The sequence below is a fragment of the Paraburkholderia sp. BR14374 genome, from assembly GCF_040948685.1.
GTDB classification, from domain to species: domain Bacteria; phylum Pseudomonadota; class Gammaproteobacteria; order Burkholderiales; family Burkholderiaceae; genus Paraburkholderia; species Paraburkholderia youngii.
In genome coordinates this window covers 162647-179401 of the sequence record NZ_JBFPKF010000003.1, presented here as the reverse complement: position 1 = coordinate 179401, position 16755 = coordinate 162647, and the positions used below count along the sequence as shown (strand labels likewise).

The window sequence follows — 16755 nt, the reverse complement described above, 5'->3', positions numbered from 1 at the left end:
TGCGTCAGCGGGGGCACGTACTGGTCAATGTAGTGCAAAGATCGTCACCCCGCTGGCCAGTCGCGGGTGCTTTCGCGCCAGACGCGGTCCGGTGGGACTGGTCGTCACTCGTCGCGGAAAGGGAGCAAACCATGTGCCAACGCGGCGGCCCGCTAGCGGGAAAAGGGGGAGGTTACGTTGAGATGGCGCATGCCGAAGGTGCGCGCCCGCACGGAGCGCGTGCGATTAAGCGGGCATTGTTACGCACGCCGCGGCTGGCGCGGCATGTAAAACGGGACGACGAGGGTCGGATTTACACGGACGGACGCGCGCAGCCAAGGTGACGCTCACGTGGCAGCCATGTGGCACGCGCGTGGCATTCGCATGAAATTCATCCGAGCGCCGCGCAATGGCCGAGTCACGAACCCAGCAGCCCCGCCGCGATGTTCACGCACAAGCCGAGCACCGCGACGTTGAAGTAGAACGATAGGACCGATTGCGCGAGTGTCGCGCGACGAATTTCGCGCGAACGCAGCACCACGTCGGAGGTCTGCGACGCGACCGCGATCGTGAACGAGTAGTACAGGAAGTCCCAGTAGTTCGGCAGTAAATGATGATCGGGAAATTTCAACGCGGTCTCTTTTGCGTCGGTGCCGTAGTAGAGGCGCGCGTAGTGCAGCGTGAAGATCGTCGGAATCAGAAACCATGCGCCGATCAGCGTCAGACCGGTCAGCAGGTAGTGCCAGAAGGTCGTTGCGCCGCCCGAGCCTTTGGCCGTCGCGAGTTCGAGCACGATCGCGGCGATGCTTGCGATCGTCGCGACGCAGATCACGACCAGCACGACGCCCGCGTTTTCGTCGTCGCGTATCGCGCGTTCGCGCACGCGGTGCTCGTCGGCGAGAGCCATGTGCACCCAGATCATCAGCAGGTAGCTCCAGATGGCGGCGTCCCAGCCGATCAGTGTGCGCGCCATCGGGCTCGTATGATCGGGCACGAGGAACGCGACGACGATCCCGATCACGAGGCCGATCACCGTGCGAGGCCGATTGCGAAGAACTTGCGGAAAGTAGTTGATGGACATGAGTCGAGATGTACGACGAAGTGTAGGGCAGTCGGTGTTGCGGATTCTACGCGTGCAACGAGGACCGATTGTCGAATGGTGGGTCACAGGCTATAGTCTTTCGCAGCGGCCTTGCGCGCCGCTTTCAGTTGAAAGGCGATTGGCAGAAAACGGCAGCAATCGTTGCGCTCATGCATGCAACACCACACAGGCGGCGCGCGTGAATCGCGCGCACGGATTCGAGACCGCTGAAGCGGCGTCAGACCAGGTTTGGGGAAGAGCAAACGAAGCGGCACGCGAACGGCATCATGCCTTCCCCGTGCGGCTCGTCGAGAACGACTCATCATCTGGAGCTCCCATGACAGATGTTCCTGAGGATAACGATGCGCATCCCCACATGACGCATCGGCAAGGAGCGAAGTCCTATCGCAGTGCCACGCGTTTCACCGGTTTGTCCCCGTCGTTTTCCGCTTCGCGCAGGGCGTGGGTGCTCGGTTCGTGCGCGGCGGCCGCGGCGCTCGCGTTCGCCGGCGCGAGCCGTTCGCTGTCGTGGATCGCGCCCGTGTTCGCCGCTACGCCGCCAGCCGGCGGCGGACTCGATGCCTTCCTCGCGCTTTCGCAACACCTCACCGGCCGTAGCAGTTTCGACACCGTGCTCGGCCAGCGTGTCTACGATGCGCTGTCGCGTGCCGATAAGCAGTTCGTGCAGAACGTCGCCGCGCTGAACACCTGGCTGCAAGGCCACGGCGGCGTGCCGTCCGATACCGTCACGCAGGCGCTGCGGACCGACCAGCCCGCGCTCGCAAAAGCGGTCGGCGCGATCATGCGCGCGTGGTATCTCGGACTCGTCGGCGACATGCCGCACGTCCAGGTGATCGCGTATGAAAAGGCGCTGATGTTCGCGCCTGTGCAAGACGTGCTCACGATTCCCTCCTATTGCCGCGACGTGCCGTTCTACTGGACGCAGAAGCCGCTGCAGGCGTAAGCCGCGCGGGCTCGCCAGCGGGCCACGCCAGCAGCGCACGAACCAAGCCCGCAACAGGCAGAGCACCGGAGAGAGAAACGATGGCAAACACACAATCCGCCGATATCGTCGTGGTCGGCTCGGGCGTCGCCGGCAGTCTCGTTGCGCATCAGCTGGCACTGGCGGGCGCGTCGGTGATCCTGCTCGAAGCCGGGCCGCGCATTGCGCGCTGGCAGATCGTCGAGAACTTCCGCAATTCGCCGGCCAAGTCCGACTTCGCGACTCCGTATCCGTCGACGCCTTACGCGCCGCATCCCGAATACGCGCCCGCGAACAACTACCTGATCCAGAAGGGCGATTATCCGTACAACTCACAATACGTGCGGCTCGTCGGCGGCACGACGTGGCACTGGGCGGCCGCCGCGTGGCGGCTGCTGCCGTCGGACTTCCAGTTGCACAAGCTGTATGGCGTCGGGCGCGACTGGCCGTATCCGTACGAAGCGCTCGAGCCGTGGTACGTGGCCGCCGAAGTGCAGCTCGGCGTGTCCGGTCCGGATAGTTCGATCGATCTCGGCTCGCCGCGCTCGAAGCCCTATCCGATGCAGCAGTTGCCGCTGTCGTACATGGATCAGCGTTTCAGCGACGTGCTCAACGCGGAGGGCTTCAAGGTCGTGCCCGAACCGGTTGCGCGCAACAGCCGGCCGTACGATGCGCGGCCGACCTGCTGCGGCAACAACAACTGCATGCCGATCTGCCCGATCGCCGCGATGTACAACGGCGTGATCCATGCGGAGAAAGCCGAGCAGGCCGGTGCGAAGCTGATTCCCGAAGCGGTCGTGTATCGCATCGAAGCGGACGACAAAGGGCACATCAGCGCGGTCCACTACAAGGACCCGAACGGCAATAGCACACGCGTCACCGGCAAGCTGTTCGTGCTCGCGGCGAACGGCATCGAAACGCCGAAGCTGATGCTGATGTCGACCTCGGAAAAATTCCCGCACGGCGTCGGCAACAGCTCCGATCAGGTCGGCCGCAACCTGATGGATCATCCGGGCACCGGCGTCACGTTTCTCGCCAACGAACCGCTGTGGCCCGGCCGCGGCCCGATGGAGATGACCTCGATCGTCAACTTCCGCGACGGCGCGTTCCGCTCCGACTACGCGTCGAAGAAGCTGCATCTGTCGAACGGCGTGCCGACCATGGGCGTTACCGCCGATCTGCTGAAAAAAGGCCTGACCGGCGCCGAGCTCGACCGGCAGATTCGCGACCGCGCGGCACGCACGCTGAGCATCAACAGCTTTCACGAACATCTGCCGGAGCCGCAGAACCGCATCGTGCCGTCGGCGGATCACAAGGACGCGCTCGGCATTGCGCAGCCCGAGATCTACTACTCGATCAACGACTACGTAAAGAAGAGCGCCGCCGATACGCACGAACAGTATGCGAAGATCGCGGCGCTATTCGGCGGCACCGAAGTCTCGTTCGACGACAGCTTCGCGCCGAACAATCACATCATGGGCACGACGATCATGGGCAGCGATGCGGCGAGTTCGGTCGTCGACGCGGACTGCCGCACGCACGATCATGCGAACCTGTTCATCGCAAGCAGCGGCGTGATGCCTACCGCCGCGTCGGTGAACTGCACGCTGACGATCGCGGCCTTGTCGCTGAAGCTGGCCGACAAGCTGAAGCGCGAAATTTGAGCGCTGACCGGAGAGCCACAATGCTGAAGAACACCTCTCGCGCGCAGCTGGATTCTGCGCGGATGCACGTGGCCCAGCGCCGCCGCTTCGGCGGCGCGGCGCTCGCGGCCGCGTTTTCGCTGTTCGCGCTGTCGATTGCGTGGCACGAGTCGCACGGCCCGGACGCGGTTTCGACCGACGAAATGCCGATCACCCAGGCGCGCGCCGACGATGCGGCGCAGGCGTCGGACGGCGGCCCGGCCACGCTCGTCGGCAGCGCCGCGAATGGCGAACTCGTGAAGCGCGGCCAATACCTGACCCGTGCCGCCGATTGCGCGGCCTGTCATACGGCCGACAAGTCGCGCCCATTCGCGGGCGGCCTGCCGATCGGCACACCGTTCGGCACGATCGTGACGCCCAACATCACGCCCGATCCCGACACCGGCATCGGCCGATGGAGCGACGCGGATTTCATGCGCGCGATGCACGAAGGCATCGGCAAGGGCGGCGAGCGGCTCTATCCGGCGTTTCCGTACACCGCCTACACGCGCGTGACCAATGAGGACGTGCTCGCGATCCGCGCTTATCTGAACACGCTCACGCCGATTCACTACACGCCGCCCGCGAACAGCCTCAAGTTCCCGTTCAATCAGCGCTGGCTGATGGTGTTCTGGAACATGTTCAACTTCACCGAAGGGCGCTTCGTGCCGGACCCGAAGCAGAGCGCCGAATGGAACCGAGGCGCGTATCTGGTCGAAGGGCTCGCGCATTGCGAGGAATGCCATACGCCGCGCAATTTCATGCAGGGGCTGCAGTCCAGCGCGCGTTTCTCCGGTGCGGTGCAGGCCGGCTGGCATGCGTTCAATATCACGCCGGACAAGCTGAGCGGCGTCGGCAGCTGGCGCGACGACGAACTCACGTCGTATCTGTCGACCGGCGCGGCGCCGGGCCGCGCGAACGCGGCCGGACCGATGGGCGAAGTGGTCGCGAACAGCACGCAGTATCTGACGCCGGTGGATCTGCGCTCGATCGTCGCATTCTTGCGCTCGGTGCCGGCCGTGAGCGGCGGTGACGCGCGTCCTCGTCATCAATGGGGCAATCCCGCCAACGATGTCGCTGCGCTGCGCGGCACCGCGATCACCGGCGTGAACGGCGCGCAGCTGTTCGTCGCCAATTGCGCGACCTGCCATAACTGGACCGGGCAGGGCGTGGGCGCGAGCGCGCCGGGCGCGTATCCGTCGCTGATCCACAACTCGACGGTCGGCGCGAACGACTCGAACAATCTCGCGTTGGTGATTCTGCACGGCGTGAACCGCACCACCACGCACGCGGACGTGCTGATGCCGGGGTTCGGCGGCCATCTCGACGACGAGCAGATCGCGGCGATCACCAACTACGTGACGAAACAGTTCGGCAATCCGCAGGCGACGATCACGACCGGCCAGGTGGCGAAGCTGCGCACGCTGCAATAGCAGGCGAGGCGACTCGAGCGCCGCGGCAGGAGTGACTCGCGAAAATATGCAATTCCGGTAACGCATACCGCAAATGTGTCGTTTCAGCGTCGTTTTTGCGTCGTTCGATGTCTTTCTTGCTCGATGAGGCGTGCGGATACGATAGGCACCTCGCATACGCGGGCGCGTCGGCGGCATTATCATGGTGAGATGAATGCCACTCCCGCCAACTTCGTTCAACATCACGACGCCAACGTGGCCGGCCGCGATTTCGTGGTCGGCGATCTGCACGGTTGCGTCGATGCGTTGCGCTACCTGCTGCGTCAGATCGCGTTCGATCCGACGTGCGACCGGTTGTTTTCGGTCGGCGACCTGGTCGATCGGGGCGAGCACTCGGAGCAGGCGCTCGCGCTGCTCGCGAAGCCGTGGTTCTATGCGGTGCTCGGCAATCACGAGGACGCGCTGTGCGCGGTCGCCGACGGCCGCTTGCGGCGGCAGTGGTGGTACGGCATCGGCGGCGCGTGGGCGGCCGACGTGCCCGACGAACGTCTGCGTTACTACGCCGAGCATCTGCGCACGCTGCCGCTCGTGCGCGTGATCGGCAGCGGCAAGACGCGCTTCAACGTTCTGCACGCCGAATTTTTCGGCTCGGATGCCGATCTCGACGCGGGCAATTATTCGGCCGAAACGCGCCAGCAATTGCTGTGGGGTCGCGAGCTCGCGCTCGGTCACGGCGATCCGCTGCGGCAGCGCGGGCTGTCGCTGACCTATTGCGGCCATACGCCGGTACGCGACATCACGCAGATCGGCTCGCAGGTGTTCATCGATACCGGCGCGTTCGGGCCGGACGGCACGCTGACGATCGTGCAGCCGCAGGCGCTGCGTCGCTGGTCGATCTCGGTCGAGGCCGCTCGCGCGGAAGGCGCGGCGGAACTGGCCTTGCCTTGAGCGGCTGAAGTCGCCACGCGGCTGCGCCGCTCCTCTGTCACCCGACCTGGTTCAACTCGAACACCATATCCACGCTCGTGCCGTTCCAGTTGTATTCGAGGTATGCCGCGTGATGGCAGTCGCGCAGCAGCGTCGTGCGGAACGCCGCGAGGCATTCGCCGGCGCTGTCGCGCACCGACGGATAGACGATGCCCGGCGCGCCCGCCTCGCGCACCGCGCGCCCGAGCGCCTGGCCGGCAACATAGTCGTCGGGCGATAGCACGGCTTCATCGAGCTCGGGGTCGCGACGCAAGTCGACCACGCCGCCTTGCGCGACTACCGTGTAAAGACGCATCTGCTGACGCATCGGCGGCTCGGCGGTCGCTTTGAGGAACTGACCGGTGTGATAGCGCGTTTCGGCGATCGCCGTCTCGCGTGAACGCGCACAGTAGAACACCCCATACGTGCCGTCGGAAAAACGGCTGCCAAGCGGATTCAGATGCGTAAGCGCGGCCATGATCGGCCCGTAGCCCGGCCCGAAGCGGCGCTCCTCGCGCGGCACCAGATCGAGTTCGCCGATTTCGGTGCGCAGTCGGTCGTTGGTCATCGCTTCGAGCGCGTACAGCGCTTCGAAATCTTCCGGCGACGCGACGCGGTCGAACAGGTTGATGGCCGGAAAGCGCGTCGGAATCACACGATACGCGGGCGTCCAGTCGAGCGCGGCGCTGGTCCAGCGGTCCTGCCATTGCGGTTTTGTCACGCCCAGCCGCCTCGCATTGCGTCGAGATACTGGCGCACGGCCACGAGATCGCTGATGTTGCCCGCCAGCATGCGGTCCAGCGCGCGTTTGCCGCCGAACGGCGGCGCGCTGTTGGGGCGTTTGACCCAGGTGTCGGCGGCGCTCGGCTGCGGCAGCAGAATCTGCAGCGCCTTGTAGATGCCAAGCAGCAGCGACAGTCGTTCCAGCGTGTCGTGGCTGAGGCGCGCGGTCTCGGGCGTCGCCCTCCACTTGAAGAACGTCGAGCGGCCCGGCTTGCCGAGCAGCACGATCTGCTCGTCGGCGCTCAGGTCCCAGTCGCGCGCGATGTTGAAGAACGCACGCAGACCCGCCGCGGACATCTGCGTCAGCGTGGGTTCGGAAAGCGATCGTCGCGGCGATGCCTCGGGCGAGGAAATTCGGGCAGCGTGAGCCATTTCGGGTAAGTCCCTATGTGTACTTTTTAATGATCTTAGTCCATAAATGGATTTTTGCAAGAGAATATAATCCCGGCTCGTTTTGGCAGTCGTCGATCAGGAGAGCAGCAGATGCGGGTTCGAGCAGTGGCAGCGGCGCTGGCCGTATGGTGTGTGTCGGAGGCGGCGTTGGCCGCCGGTTATGCGGAAGTATGGAATCCGCCGGAGGCGAGCGGACACGTTACCAGGCAGGCGCACGCGCGGAACCAGCCCGGAGCGGCGAAGGTGAAGGTGAAGGCCGCCACGCAGAGCGGCGTCAAGTCCAAGGCCGGTGCGCATGCGCAGCAGGCTACCAGGGTCCGGCACGCGGTGCCTCATGTCGCCTCGGCCGGCGCGGGCCACGGCGGCAAGCTCGCGGCGCTTGGCGGCGGCGTGAAAGTCGCGGCCTCGAGCCAGAACCGGTCGCACGCCACCGTCACCGCGCGGGCCGCGAATCACGCGCAGCCGCATGTACAACTGGCGCACGCGAAACCGGCTCCGGGCAAGGTCGTGCATGCCGATTTCGCGGCAGCTCACACCGCGCGTCCGCACGTGGACAAAGTCGCGGCCAAGCCGGCGGTTTCCCGGGCGAATCTGGTCAGGCCCGCGGTGCAGACTTCGCCGGATACGTCCGCAAACGTTAGCGACATCGCGCCGATGGGTTCCGCGCCCAATCCGGCGACTGCCAGCAGCGGTTCGCTGCCGCCGATCATCCACTGAGGCTGCTTCGAGCGGCGTGGCGTGGTCCGGCATCGGTCGCCGTGTCACGCCGCGGCGAGGCCGTTTGCGAGCAGCCGCAGCGTTTCCGCCGAGCGAGCCTCGCGCACGCGCGAATGCAGCGTCACACGCGATTCCGGCAGTGTCGGCAGGCCGAGCCGCGCGCCGACGTCGAGCAGACCGCGCGGCGCAACCCGGCGCGCGAGCGGGGACACGGCGAGCCCGGCGGCCACGGCCGCGCCCACCGCCGCGACACCACCACCCACAAACACCTCCTGCCATTCGACCCCCGCCGCTGTGAGTGTGCGCAGCGCGACGTCGCGCACATTACACGGCGGGCTCAATAGCGCGAGCGCCAGCGGCTCATCGAGTCGCGGCAGCCACGTCGGCGTCGCGAGCCAGCCGAGCGGTTCGCTGAACAGCGTCTGCGCGTCGTCGCGCGGTGGTTCGTCGGCGCCGTAGCGGACGATCGCAGCATCGAGCCGGCGTTCGTCGAACTGCGCGAGCAGCGCCGCCGACGTGCCCATGTGCAACTCGACCACCAGACCCGGATCGTGCGCGTTGAGCCGGCCCAGCAGGTGCGGCAGATCGGGCCCCGCGACGTGCTCGCTGAGCCCGAGCACGAGCCGGCGCCGCTCCACCGACAGCGCGCCGAGCGCGCGCTCGTGCGCGTTCAGCAACTCGCGCGCGGCGCCGAGAAACGCGTGGCCGTCGGCGGACAGACGCACGACGCGCGGAGTGCGCTCCAGCAACTGCTTGCCAAGGTGCGCCTCCAGTCGCTTGAGCTTCAGGCTGACGGCCGATTGCGTGGTGTCGAGCGCGTCCGCGGCGCGCGTGAAGCTGCGTAGATCGGCGACCAGCACGAAGGCCCGCACCGCATCGAGATCGAGCACTTTCATTTCAGATGGAAATGGATGAAATAGGCATGGATATCTGTTTATTATGAGCTAGCACGCCTAAGCTGTGTTCAACCCAACACCGCAACAAGGAGCCCATCATGCCGCTCACCCGAATCTCACTGCGCGCCGGCAAGCCGGCCGACTACCGCCAAGCGCTGACCGCCAGTATTCAGCGCTCGCTGGTGGACACGTTCAACGTGCCGAAGGACGACCTGTTCATGCTGATCACCGAGCACACCGCCGACAACATGATCTACGACCGGCAATACCAGAATATCGAGCGCGGCGACGATCTCGTCGTGATCCAGCTGACCGTCAGCAACACACGCTCGGTCGAGCAGAAGAAGGCGCTGTACTGGCGCATCGTCGATGAACTCGGCAAGTCGCCCGGCGTGCGGCCCGAGGATGTGTTCATCAATCTCGTCGAGGTCGAGAAGGAGAACTGGTCGTTTGGGAATGGAATTGCGCAGTACGCCTCCCCGTTGTAGCCACGCATCGGGCGGGCGCAGATGGCTCACATGGGACGCCCGCCGCTTTAGCGCTGACTGGGCGCTATTTACAGCGAAGTCGCCACCCACCCTTGTTCTCCCGATCCGTCGAGCATCGCGATCGATATTTCCACAAATCTTGAAATGTCGAAGCCATTGACGTATGCTCCGCTCATGAACCCGAACCTTGCTGTCCGTGCGCTCGGCGCGCTTGCCCATGACTCGCGACTCGCGATCTTCCGTCTTCTGGTTGTCGCGGGCCGCGAAGGCATGCCCGCCGGCGAAATCGGCCAACAGTTGGGTCTTGCGCCGTCGAGCCTGTCGTTCCACCTGAAGGACCTGTCTCACGCCGACCTGGTGAAGTCTCGTCAGGACGGACGCTTCGTCATTTACACGGCAAATTTCGACGCGATGACTGACCTGATCGGTTTTCTCACGGAGAACTGCTGTGCCGGCGCATCCTGCGCCGCGGGCGATGTTCCCAACGTCTGCAGCAGCAAACAATGACCGGAACTCCGTCATGACCACCAACGTTCTCATCCTCTGCACCCACAACTCGGCGCGCAGCGTGCTGGGCGAAGGCGTGCTCAATCATTGGGCCCAAAAGCTTGGCAAGGATGTCCGCGCCTACAGCGCAGGCAGCGCACCGAGCGGCCGCCTTAACCCGTTCGCTCTGGAAGCGCTCACGAACGCGGGTATCGATACCGCGGGCTATCGCAGCAAAAGCTGGGACGAGTTCGTGGCCCAAGGCGCTCAAATGCGCGTGGTGATCACCGTGTGCGACAGCGCTGCAGCGGAGGAATGTCCGTACTGGCCCGGTAGCCCCGTCAAGGTGCATTGGGGATACGCCGACCCGTCCAATGCACCGGGGGGCGACGAAGGCAAACGGCAGGCGTTCGAGCTGACGCGCCAGGCGATTGGCTATCGCATGCTGCAACTTCTGGCATTGCCGCTGGATACCTTGAACAATGCCGACCTTCAGCAAGCCCTGAACCGCATCCAGCAAAGCTGATTTCCGTCGAACCGTCGAATGAATACCTCAAACATCGCGTCGCCGACCCAAGCGTCGAGGCCCGCCATCAGTTTCTTCGAGCGATATCTGACTGTATGGGTCGCGCTGTGCATCGTCGTGGGCATCGCGCTGGGCCAGGGCTTTCCCGGCGTCTTTCAGCACATCGGGCGGATGGAATACGCCCACGTCAACCTCCCGGTCGGACTGCTGATCTGGGTGATGATCATCCCGATGCTCATCAAGGTCGATTTCGGTTCACTGCATGAGGTCCGTCAGCTCGTTAAGGGGATCGGCGTCACGCTTTTTGTGAACTGGCTCGTCAAGCCGTTCTCGATGGCATTTCTGGGCTGGCTGTTCATCAAGAACCTCTTTGCGCCCATGCTGCCCGCCGACCAGCTCAATAGTTATGTCGCCGGGCTGATCTTGCTGGCCGCCGCGCCGTGTACGGCGATGGTGTTCGTTTGGAGCCGGCTGACTGGTGGCGATCCGTTGTTTACGCTGTCACAGGTCGCCTTGAACGACAGCATCATGATCATCGCCTTCGCACCACTGGTCGGGCTGCTGCTTGGCATGTCGGCCATTACCGTGCCGTGGGCGACGCTGCTCACATCCGTCGTGCTCTACATCGTCATCCCGGTCATCCTCGCGCAGTTCTTGCGGAAGGCGCTGCTCGCAAAGGGGCCGCAGACATTCGACGCGTTCATGGCGAAGCTGGGCCCCTGGTCCATTACGGCACTGCTGGTGACGCTCGTGCTGCTATTCGCGTTCCAGGGCGAGGCGATCATCAGGCAGCCGCTGGTCATCGTGCTGCTGGCTGTTCCGATCCTGATCCAGGTGTTTTTCAACTCGGCCCTTGCGTACTGGCTCAATCGTGCGGTTGGTGAAAAGCACAACATTGCCTGCCCGTCCGCGCTGATCGGAGCATCCAACTTCTTCGAGCTGGCTGTCGCGACCGCGATTGGTCTGTTCGGCTTCGAATCGGGTGCTGCGCTCGCAACCGTGGTCGGCGTGCTCGTCGAAGTGCCGGTGATGCTGGTCGTAGTGCGCGTCGTGAACCGTTCCAGGAACTGGTACGAATGTGCCTGAATGGCGCCGGGGAAAGTACATGAACCACGTTACCCTCTTGCCGAACCCGCAGCGCGGACCGTTCCGCAAGGAAGACGGCGAAGTGGTCATCGATGCAGAGGGCAAACGTGTCTGAGCGCATCGTTGATCTACCCCAACTCGACGCGGCGCTGTTTCGCGTACCCGACATCGACCAGTTGCGGCCTGCGACCGCATCGACTCATCCGCCGCGTATCCTGCTGCTCTACGGCTCGCTTCGCGAGCGTTCGTTCAGCCGCCTGCTGACGGAAGAAGCCGCGCGCCTGCTCACGGCGATGGGCGCCGAGGTGCGCACGTTCAACCCGAGCGGTCTGCCGCTGCCGGACGATGCACCGGATACCCACCCGAAGGTGGCCGAACTACGAGAACTGGTGCAATGGTCGGAGGGCATGGTCTGGTGCTCGCCTGAGCGCCACGGTGCGATGACCGGGATCATGAAGTCGCAGATCGACTGGATTCCTCTTTCGGTCGGGGCTGTCCGTCCGACGCAGGGAAAGACGCTCGCGGTAATGCAGGTGAGCGGCGGATCGCAGTCATTCAACGCGGTAAACCAGATGCGTGTCCTCGGGCGCTGGATGCGCATGTTGACCATTCCCAACCAGTCGTCTGTCGCGAAGGCGTTCCTTGAGTTTGACGAGGCTGGACGCATGAAGCCTTCCTCCTTTTTCGACCGTGTCGTGGATGTGATGGAAGAACTGGTCAAGTTCACCTTGCTGACCCGCGACATTGGCCCGTATCTGGTCGACAGATACAGCGAGCGCAAGGAAAGCGCCGAGGAACTGTCGAAGCGCGTGAATCAGACTGGCCACTGACTCCGCCATACGCAATCGCTTTGCTCTCGACTACATAGAAACTACCTACTCAGGAGTTAGCCGTGTCTTCATGCTGCCGCCCGAAGAGCGCCTCTGCGCCCCAGATGTCCAAACAACAGTTCGACTCGTTTTCGCCCGTCGCAATCATCGGTGGAGGCCCAGTTGGTCTCGCTGCGGCCGCTCATCTGATCCAGCAAGGGTTGAATCCGGTCATCTTCGAAGCGGAAGAAACGGCAGGCGCTGCGCCGCTGGCCTGGGGCCATGTTCATATGTTTTCGTCGTGGCAGTACAACATCGACCGCGCTTCGCGTGCGTTGCTCGAACGGCAAGGATGGTCGGCACCTGACGCTGACGCCTATCCGACGGGGCGGGAACTGGCCGAGCAATATCTGCTGCCGCTCGCGCGCACGCCTGAGATTGCTGGTTGCCTGCGTCTTGGCACGCGCGTCACCGGTATCGCCCGCATTCGCACGGGCAAAGTCAAGAGCGCGCAGCGCGAGCAGCAGCCGTTCGAAATCCGCTTCGAGGAACGCAATGGCGAAGAAGGGCGCTTTGTTGCGGGCGCCGTCATCGTTGCGACGGGCACGTGGGGGAATCCGGCTCCGGCTGGCGCGTCCGGATTGTCGGCTATCGGTGAAAAGGCGGCTCACGCACGTATCCGTTACGGCATGCCCGACGTTCTGGGCTCAGACCGTAGCCGTTACGCGGGCAAAAAGGTGCTGGTCATCGGCTCTGGACACTCAGCTATCGGCACGCTGATCGACCTCGCCAAGCTGGCAACGCAGGAGCCTGGCGCGACGCTCGTCTGGGCGATGCGACGCTCGCAGCCAGGTCAGGTCTACGGCGGGGGCGACGCTGACCAGTTGCCGGAGCGCGGCGCACTGGGTCAGCGGCTCAAGCAACTGGTCAACGCGGGTCGCATCGAACTGCTGACGCGGTTTGCCGTCGACGAAATCAGGGTGAACCGTAGTGCCCTCGAGGTTCGGGACGCTGACGGGCGTGCCGTCGAGGTCGACGAAATGATCGTAGCGACGGGGCTTCGACCGGAACTGCAGATCCTGCGAGAAGTCCGTCTCGATCTCGACGCGGCGCTGGAATGCCCTCGCGCCCTCGCCCCGCTGATCGATCCGAATCTCCATTCATGCGGCACGGTGCGGCCGCATGGCGCCGAGATACTGGCGCAGCCCGATACGGGACTCTACATCGCCGGAATGGCCAGCTATGGCCGCGCTCCGACTTTCCTGATGGCGACGGGCTACGAACAGGTGCGCTCCATTGCGGCATGGCTCGCGGGCGACATCGAGGCCGCGCGTCGCGTCGAACTCGAACTGCCGGAAACGGGTGTATGCAGTACCGACCGTAACGCGAGCGGGTATGACGGCAGCAAGAGTTCTTGCTGTGCGCCTACATCGGCGCCGGTCGCGGAGAAGGCATGTTGCGCGCCTTAACAGGCAGCGTTAATTCAGGGCAAACCGGGGCACAACGGGGGCATAAGAAGTGACAGCGTTCGCGCAGCAGCAGGATCGAGGTTCGATCGCGACGTGGGCACTAGCCACCGCGCAACTCGTTTCGTGGGGAGCGATCTACTACGCGTTCTCGCTCTTTGTCGTACCGATGGAACATGCGCTCGGTTGGAGCCGGACATCGACCAACGCGGCGCTGTCTGTCGGGTTGCTCGTGTCCGGGCTGGCTGCGTATCCGGTCGGCACCTGGATCGACCACGGACACGGCCGGGCCGTCATGGTGGTGGGATCGCTGCTCGCATCCGCAATGCTCGTGATGTGGTCGCAGGCAAACAGCCTGGCGATGCTATTCGTCGCATGGGTGGGCCTCGGCATCTCGATGGCGGCCACGCTGTACGACCCGGTTTTCGCAGTGATCACGCGAAATTATCCGGGCAGCTTCCGCACGAAGATCACGCTGATAACCCTTGTCGCTGGATTCGCGAGCACCGCATTCATTCCGCTCACGCAGTTGCTCATCAATCTGCTGGGGTGGCGTCATGCGCTGCTCGCGCTAGCGGCGATCAATCTCTGCGTCTGCCTGCCCATTCACGCACTGGCGATCCGCGGAAACGACGCGCGCCATGCTGCTGCCGTCGACAAGGGCGCGGTCAAGGCGGTGAACGCCGCGTCCACCCGGCGCGCGCTACGCTCACCGGTGTTCTGGGCGCTCGCGGTGTGCTTTACCGCCTACTACGTCACGTTCGCGGCATTGACGTTTCACCTCGTTCCGCTGATGGCCGAGCGTCATGTCCAACAGTCCACCATCCTGTTGACGATGGCGCTCATCGGCCCGGCTCAGGTTCTCGCGCGTGTTCTGTGGTTCGCATTTGGACGGAACGTCTCTCCGAAGATCGTCGGCTTGGTCATCACGACCGCTTTTCCGGTGTCGGTGGTGATCCTGCTGATTGCCGGGGCATCGCCCGTGCTGCTGATCGTTTTCGCGCTGATCTACGGCGGAGCGAACGGCATGATGACCATCCTGCGTGGAACGATTGTGCAGGACGTAATGTGGGTCGAAGGATTTGGCGCGATCAACGGGCTGCTTTCTACGCCGTCCAATATTGCAAAGGGCGTCGCGCCGATTTCAGCCGCGATGATCTGGACAATCGGGCAGTGCTATCTTCCAGTGGAGTGGGCTGTGCTGTTGGTGTCACTGGTTTCTCTGGCAGCGTTTGGCGTGGCAATGGCTTGCGCGCGTCGAACCAATATTTCCGTGAATCCGGTGACGGAGCGGGCCGGCTAGTCCTTACCCCACCGCCAGCGCGGCGGCTCGCCCTTCAGCCAGCACACGACCGTGAGGGCCGCGGTTAATAGCGCGACCAGCAACGCGAACGTGAGCGGATGACCCGCGGGTTGAAACCGGAGGGCGACCACCCCGAGCAACACGAGATACGCGAGCAGCGTCACCCATCCTTGCCAGCGCACGGGAAAGCCCCAACCCCAGCCATAGCGTTTGGCCGGGAACCAGTATTCATGAGAAGGTGACATCGCGCGGTCTCCTGATTTGGACGCTCGTTCATTGTCGACGATTTCGCGCGTGACTATATTTCGTTGACCGGTTTCAACCCGAGTCCATCGACAGGAAACGCTCCATGCAACCCGATGGTGACCAATGCGTTGAGTCCGATGCGGGTCGTCGAGGCGCTGCAGGATCTCGTCCGGCCGAGCGGCACGATCGGCGTGATGTCGTCGGGGCAGGGCAGCGTCGCCAACAACGAGACCGGCAACTACGAGGTCTATCGCGGCAGCAAGGCCGCGCTGAATATGTTCATGCGCAGTTTTGCCGCGCGTCATCGAAGCGACACCAAAACCTTGCTGCTGATGGCGCCCGGCTGGGTCCGAACCGATCTGGGCGGGCCGCACGCGCGTCTGAGCATCGACGAAAGCATCCCGAACCTGGTCGGCACGATCGACGCGTACCAAGGCCGCGCCGGTTTGCATTACCTCGACTACCTCGGCAGAGTCGTGCCGTGGTGATCGGCAAGCGCAGCGGCCAGTGGCGCAAGAGCGCGTCGCTATAATGATTTTCCGCCCTACCACGTACTTTCGACCGCTGTCCGCCATGACCACCGACCGCCCCGATCCTCCGCGCGACGCCCTCGAACTCGGCGGCTCCGTCTGGTTTCAAGCCGGCACCCAGACGCTCGGCGGCGCGGCCCGTATCGCGCTGCTGGCGGCAATCGGCGAGACCGGCTCGATCACGAGCGCGGCGAAGGCGGTCGGCATCAGCTACAAAGGTGCGTGGGATGCCGTCGATACGATGAACAACCTCGCCGGCGAGCCGCTCGTCGTGCGTCTGACCGGCGGTAAGGGCGGCGGCGGCACGACGCTGACGCCGCGCGCGGTGAAACTGATCGACACGTTTCGCGCGGTCGAGCGCGAGCATCGGCGCTTTCTCGAACGCGCCGGCGCGGCGATCGGCGAGGGCTTCGCGACGGACTGGGACCTGATCGGCCGCATCGGCGTGAAGACGAGCGCGCGCAATCAGTTCTACGGCACGGTGTCGGCAATCGAGCGCGGCACCGTCAACGACGAAGTGTCGCTCGCGCTGCCCGGCGGCCACACGATCGTCGCCGTGCTCACGCACGAGAGCACCGAAGCGCTCGGGCTCGCGCTCGGCGTCGCGGCGTTTGCGCTGATCAAGGCGTCGTGGGTCGTGCTGCTCGTAGCGGGTGACGGCGATGGCGATGCGCCGTTGAAGTTATCGGCGCGCAATCAGTTGCGCGGCACCGTGCAGAGCGTGAAGCGCGGTGCGGTCAACGCGGAAGTGTCGCTCGGGCTCGAAGGCGGCGCGGTGATCACCGCGATCGTCACCAATGGCAGCGTCGAAACGCTCGGTTTGCAGGAAGGCGCGAGCGCGGTCGCGGTGTTCAAGGCGTCGAGCGTGATACTCGGCGTGAAGGATTGAGGGTTGCCGGGGCGTAGTGGAGGCGCAAGCCAGGC

General features: G+C 64.3%; 18 protein-coding genes and 2 pseudogenes. 15 read left to right on the top strand and 5 right to left on the bottom strand.

The genetic code is table 11. From position 1 onward, the window contains the following. Positions 1 to 397: 397 nt before the first annotated feature. Complete coding sequence (locus tag AB3X86_RS07985) at positions 398 to 1060, bottom strand: DUF1345 domain-containing protein (protein ID WP_368595544.1); 663 nt, start codon at positions 1058 to 1060, stop codon at positions 398 to 400. A gap of 337 nt (positions 1061 to 1397) precedes the next feature. Between AB3X86_RS07985 and AB3X86_RS07980 the strand changes: the two genes are divergently transcribed. The 4 genes from AB3X86_RS07980 to AB3X86_RS07965 all read left to right on the top strand — a co-directional run bounded on the left by AB3X86_RS07980 (position 1398) and on the right by AB3X86_RS07965 (position 6084). Further along, entirely contained in the window at positions 1398 to 2024 is a 627-nt protein-coding gene (locus AB3X86_RS07980) for a sugar dehydrogenase complex small subunit (RefSeq protein ID WP_368595543.1), read from the top strand. Between the two features lie 80 nt (positions 2025 to 2104). After that, the gene (locus tag AB3X86_RS07975) at positions 2105 to 3706 is read left to right on the top strand and encodes a GMC family oxidoreductase (protein ID WP_368595542.1); all 1602 of its coding nucleotides are present in this window, start codon (positions 2105 to 2107) and stop codon (positions 3704 to 3706) included. Between the two features lie 20 nt (positions 3707 to 3726). After that, positions 3727 to 5157 (top strand): cytochrome c, encoded by a 1431-nt coding sequence (locus AB3X86_RS07970; RefSeq protein ID WP_368595541.1) that lies wholly within the window; start codon positions 3727 to 3729, stop codon positions 5155 to 5157. Positions 5158 to 5346: 189 nt separating this feature from the next. After that, positions 5347 to 6084, top strand: a complete 738-nt coding sequence (locus AB3X86_RS07965; protein WP_254905951.1) for a metallophosphoesterase — start codon at positions 5347 to 5349, stop codon at positions 6082 to 6084. Between the two features lie 37 nt (positions 6085 to 6121). Here AB3X86_RS07965 and AB3X86_RS07960 read toward each other — a convergent pair whose 3' ends face one another. Both AB3X86_RS07960 and AB3X86_RS07955 read right to left on the bottom strand, forming a co-directional pair. Next, positions 6122 to 6823, bottom strand: a complete 702-nt coding sequence (locus AB3X86_RS07960; protein WP_176107197.1) for an RES family NAD+ phosphorylase — start codon at positions 6821 to 6823, stop codon at positions 6122 to 6124. Further along, on the bottom strand, positions 6820 to 7182 hold the full coding sequence (locus AB3X86_RS07955) for an MbcA/ParS/Xre antitoxin family protein (RefSeq protein ID WP_018424156.1): 363 nt from the start codon (positions 7180 to 7182) through the stop codon (positions 6820 to 6822). Before AB3X86_RS07955 ends, AB3X86_RS07960 begins: the two co-directional genes overlap by 4 nt. A gap of 186 nt (positions 7183 to 7368) precedes the next feature. Between AB3X86_RS07955 and AB3X86_RS07950 the strand changes: the two genes are divergently transcribed. Next, entirely contained in the window at positions 7369 to 7995 is a 627-nt protein-coding gene (locus AB3X86_RS07950; RefSeq protein WP_368595540.1) for a hypothetical protein, read from the top strand. 44 nt (positions 7996 to 8039) lie between these two features. Here the strand turns inward: AB3X86_RS07950 and AB3X86_RS07945 are convergent, their stop codons facing one another. After that, on the bottom strand, positions 8040 to 8891 hold the full coding sequence (locus AB3X86_RS07945; protein WP_368595539.1) for a LysR family transcriptional regulator: 852 nt from the start codon (positions 8889 to 8891) through the stop codon (positions 8040 to 8042). A 98-nt stretch (positions 8892 to 8989) separates the two neighbouring features. On the opposite strand from AB3X86_RS07945, the gene AB3X86_RS07940 reads away from it, so the two are divergent. The 8 genes and pseudogenes from AB3X86_RS07940 (at position 8990) to AB3X86_RS07905 (ending at position 15055) form a co-directional block, all read left to right on the top strand. After that, entirely contained in the window at positions 8990 to 9379 is a 390-nt protein-coding gene (locus AB3X86_RS07940) for a tautomerase family protein (RefSeq protein WP_368595538.1), read from the top strand. A gap of 174 nt (positions 9380 to 9553) precedes the next feature. Beyond that, entirely contained in the window at positions 9554 to 9886 is a 333-nt protein-coding gene (locus AB3X86_RS07935) for a helix-turn-helix transcriptional regulator (protein ID WP_176107201.1), read from the top strand. A 13-nt stretch (positions 9887 to 9899) separates the two neighbouring features. Continuing rightward, entirely contained in the window at positions 9900 to 10391 is a 492-nt protein-coding gene (locus AB3X86_RS07930; protein WP_368595537.1) for an arsenate reductase ArsC, read from the top strand. Between the two features lie 18 nt (positions 10392 to 10409). Then, positions 10410 to 11477, top strand: a complete 1068-nt coding sequence (gene arsB / locus AB3X86_RS07925) for an ACR3 family arsenite efflux transporter (RefSeq protein ID WP_368595536.1) — start codon at positions 10410 to 10412, stop codon at positions 11475 to 11477. A gap of 28 nt (positions 11478 to 11505) precedes the next feature. Further along, positions 11506 to 11592: pseudogene (locus tag AB3X86_RS07920) on the top strand (arsenate reductase (glutaredoxin)); the annotation flags it as partial. After that, positions 11585 to 12307 (top strand): arsenical resistance protein ArsH, encoded by a 723-nt coding sequence (arsH, locus tag AB3X86_RS07915; protein ID WP_368595535.1) that lies wholly within the window; start codon positions 11585 to 11587, stop codon positions 12305 to 12307. The pseudogene AB3X86_RS07920 and the gene arsH, both read left to right, overlap by 8 nt. A 104-nt stretch (positions 12308 to 12411) precedes the next feature. After that, a complete protein-coding gene (locus tag AB3X86_RS07910; RefSeq protein WP_368595534.1) occupies positions 12412 to 13755 on the top strand; it encodes an FAD-dependent oxidoreductase in 1344 nt (447 codons plus the stop codon). 49 nt (positions 13756 to 13804) lie between these two features. Continuing rightward, complete coding sequence (locus AB3X86_RS07905; RefSeq protein ID WP_368595533.1) at positions 13805 to 15055, top strand: MFS transporter; 1251 nt, start codon at positions 13805 to 13807, stop codon at positions 15053 to 15055. Here AB3X86_RS07905 and AB3X86_RS07900 read toward each other — a convergent pair. Then, on the bottom strand, positions 15052 to 15300 hold the full coding sequence (locus tag AB3X86_RS07900; RefSeq protein WP_368595532.1) for a hypothetical protein: 249 nt from the start codon (positions 15298 to 15300) through the stop codon (positions 15052 to 15054). The genes AB3X86_RS07905 and AB3X86_RS07900 overlap by 4 nt on opposite strands. A gap of 114 nt (positions 15301 to 15414) precedes the next feature. On the opposite strand from AB3X86_RS07900, the pseudogene AB3X86_RS07895 reads away from it, so the two are divergent. Both AB3X86_RS07895 and AB3X86_RS07890 read left to right on the top strand, forming a co-directional pair. After that, positions 15415 to 15789: pseudogene (locus tag AB3X86_RS07895) on the top strand (SDR family oxidoreductase); the annotation flags it as partial. An 85-nt stretch (positions 15790 to 15874) separates the two neighbouring features. Beyond that, a complete protein-coding gene (locus tag AB3X86_RS07890; RefSeq protein ID WP_368595531.1) occupies positions 15875 to 16720 on the top strand; it encodes a TOBE domain-containing protein in 846 nt (281 codons plus the stop codon). The last annotated feature ends 35 nt before the right edge of the window (positions 16721 to 16755 follow it).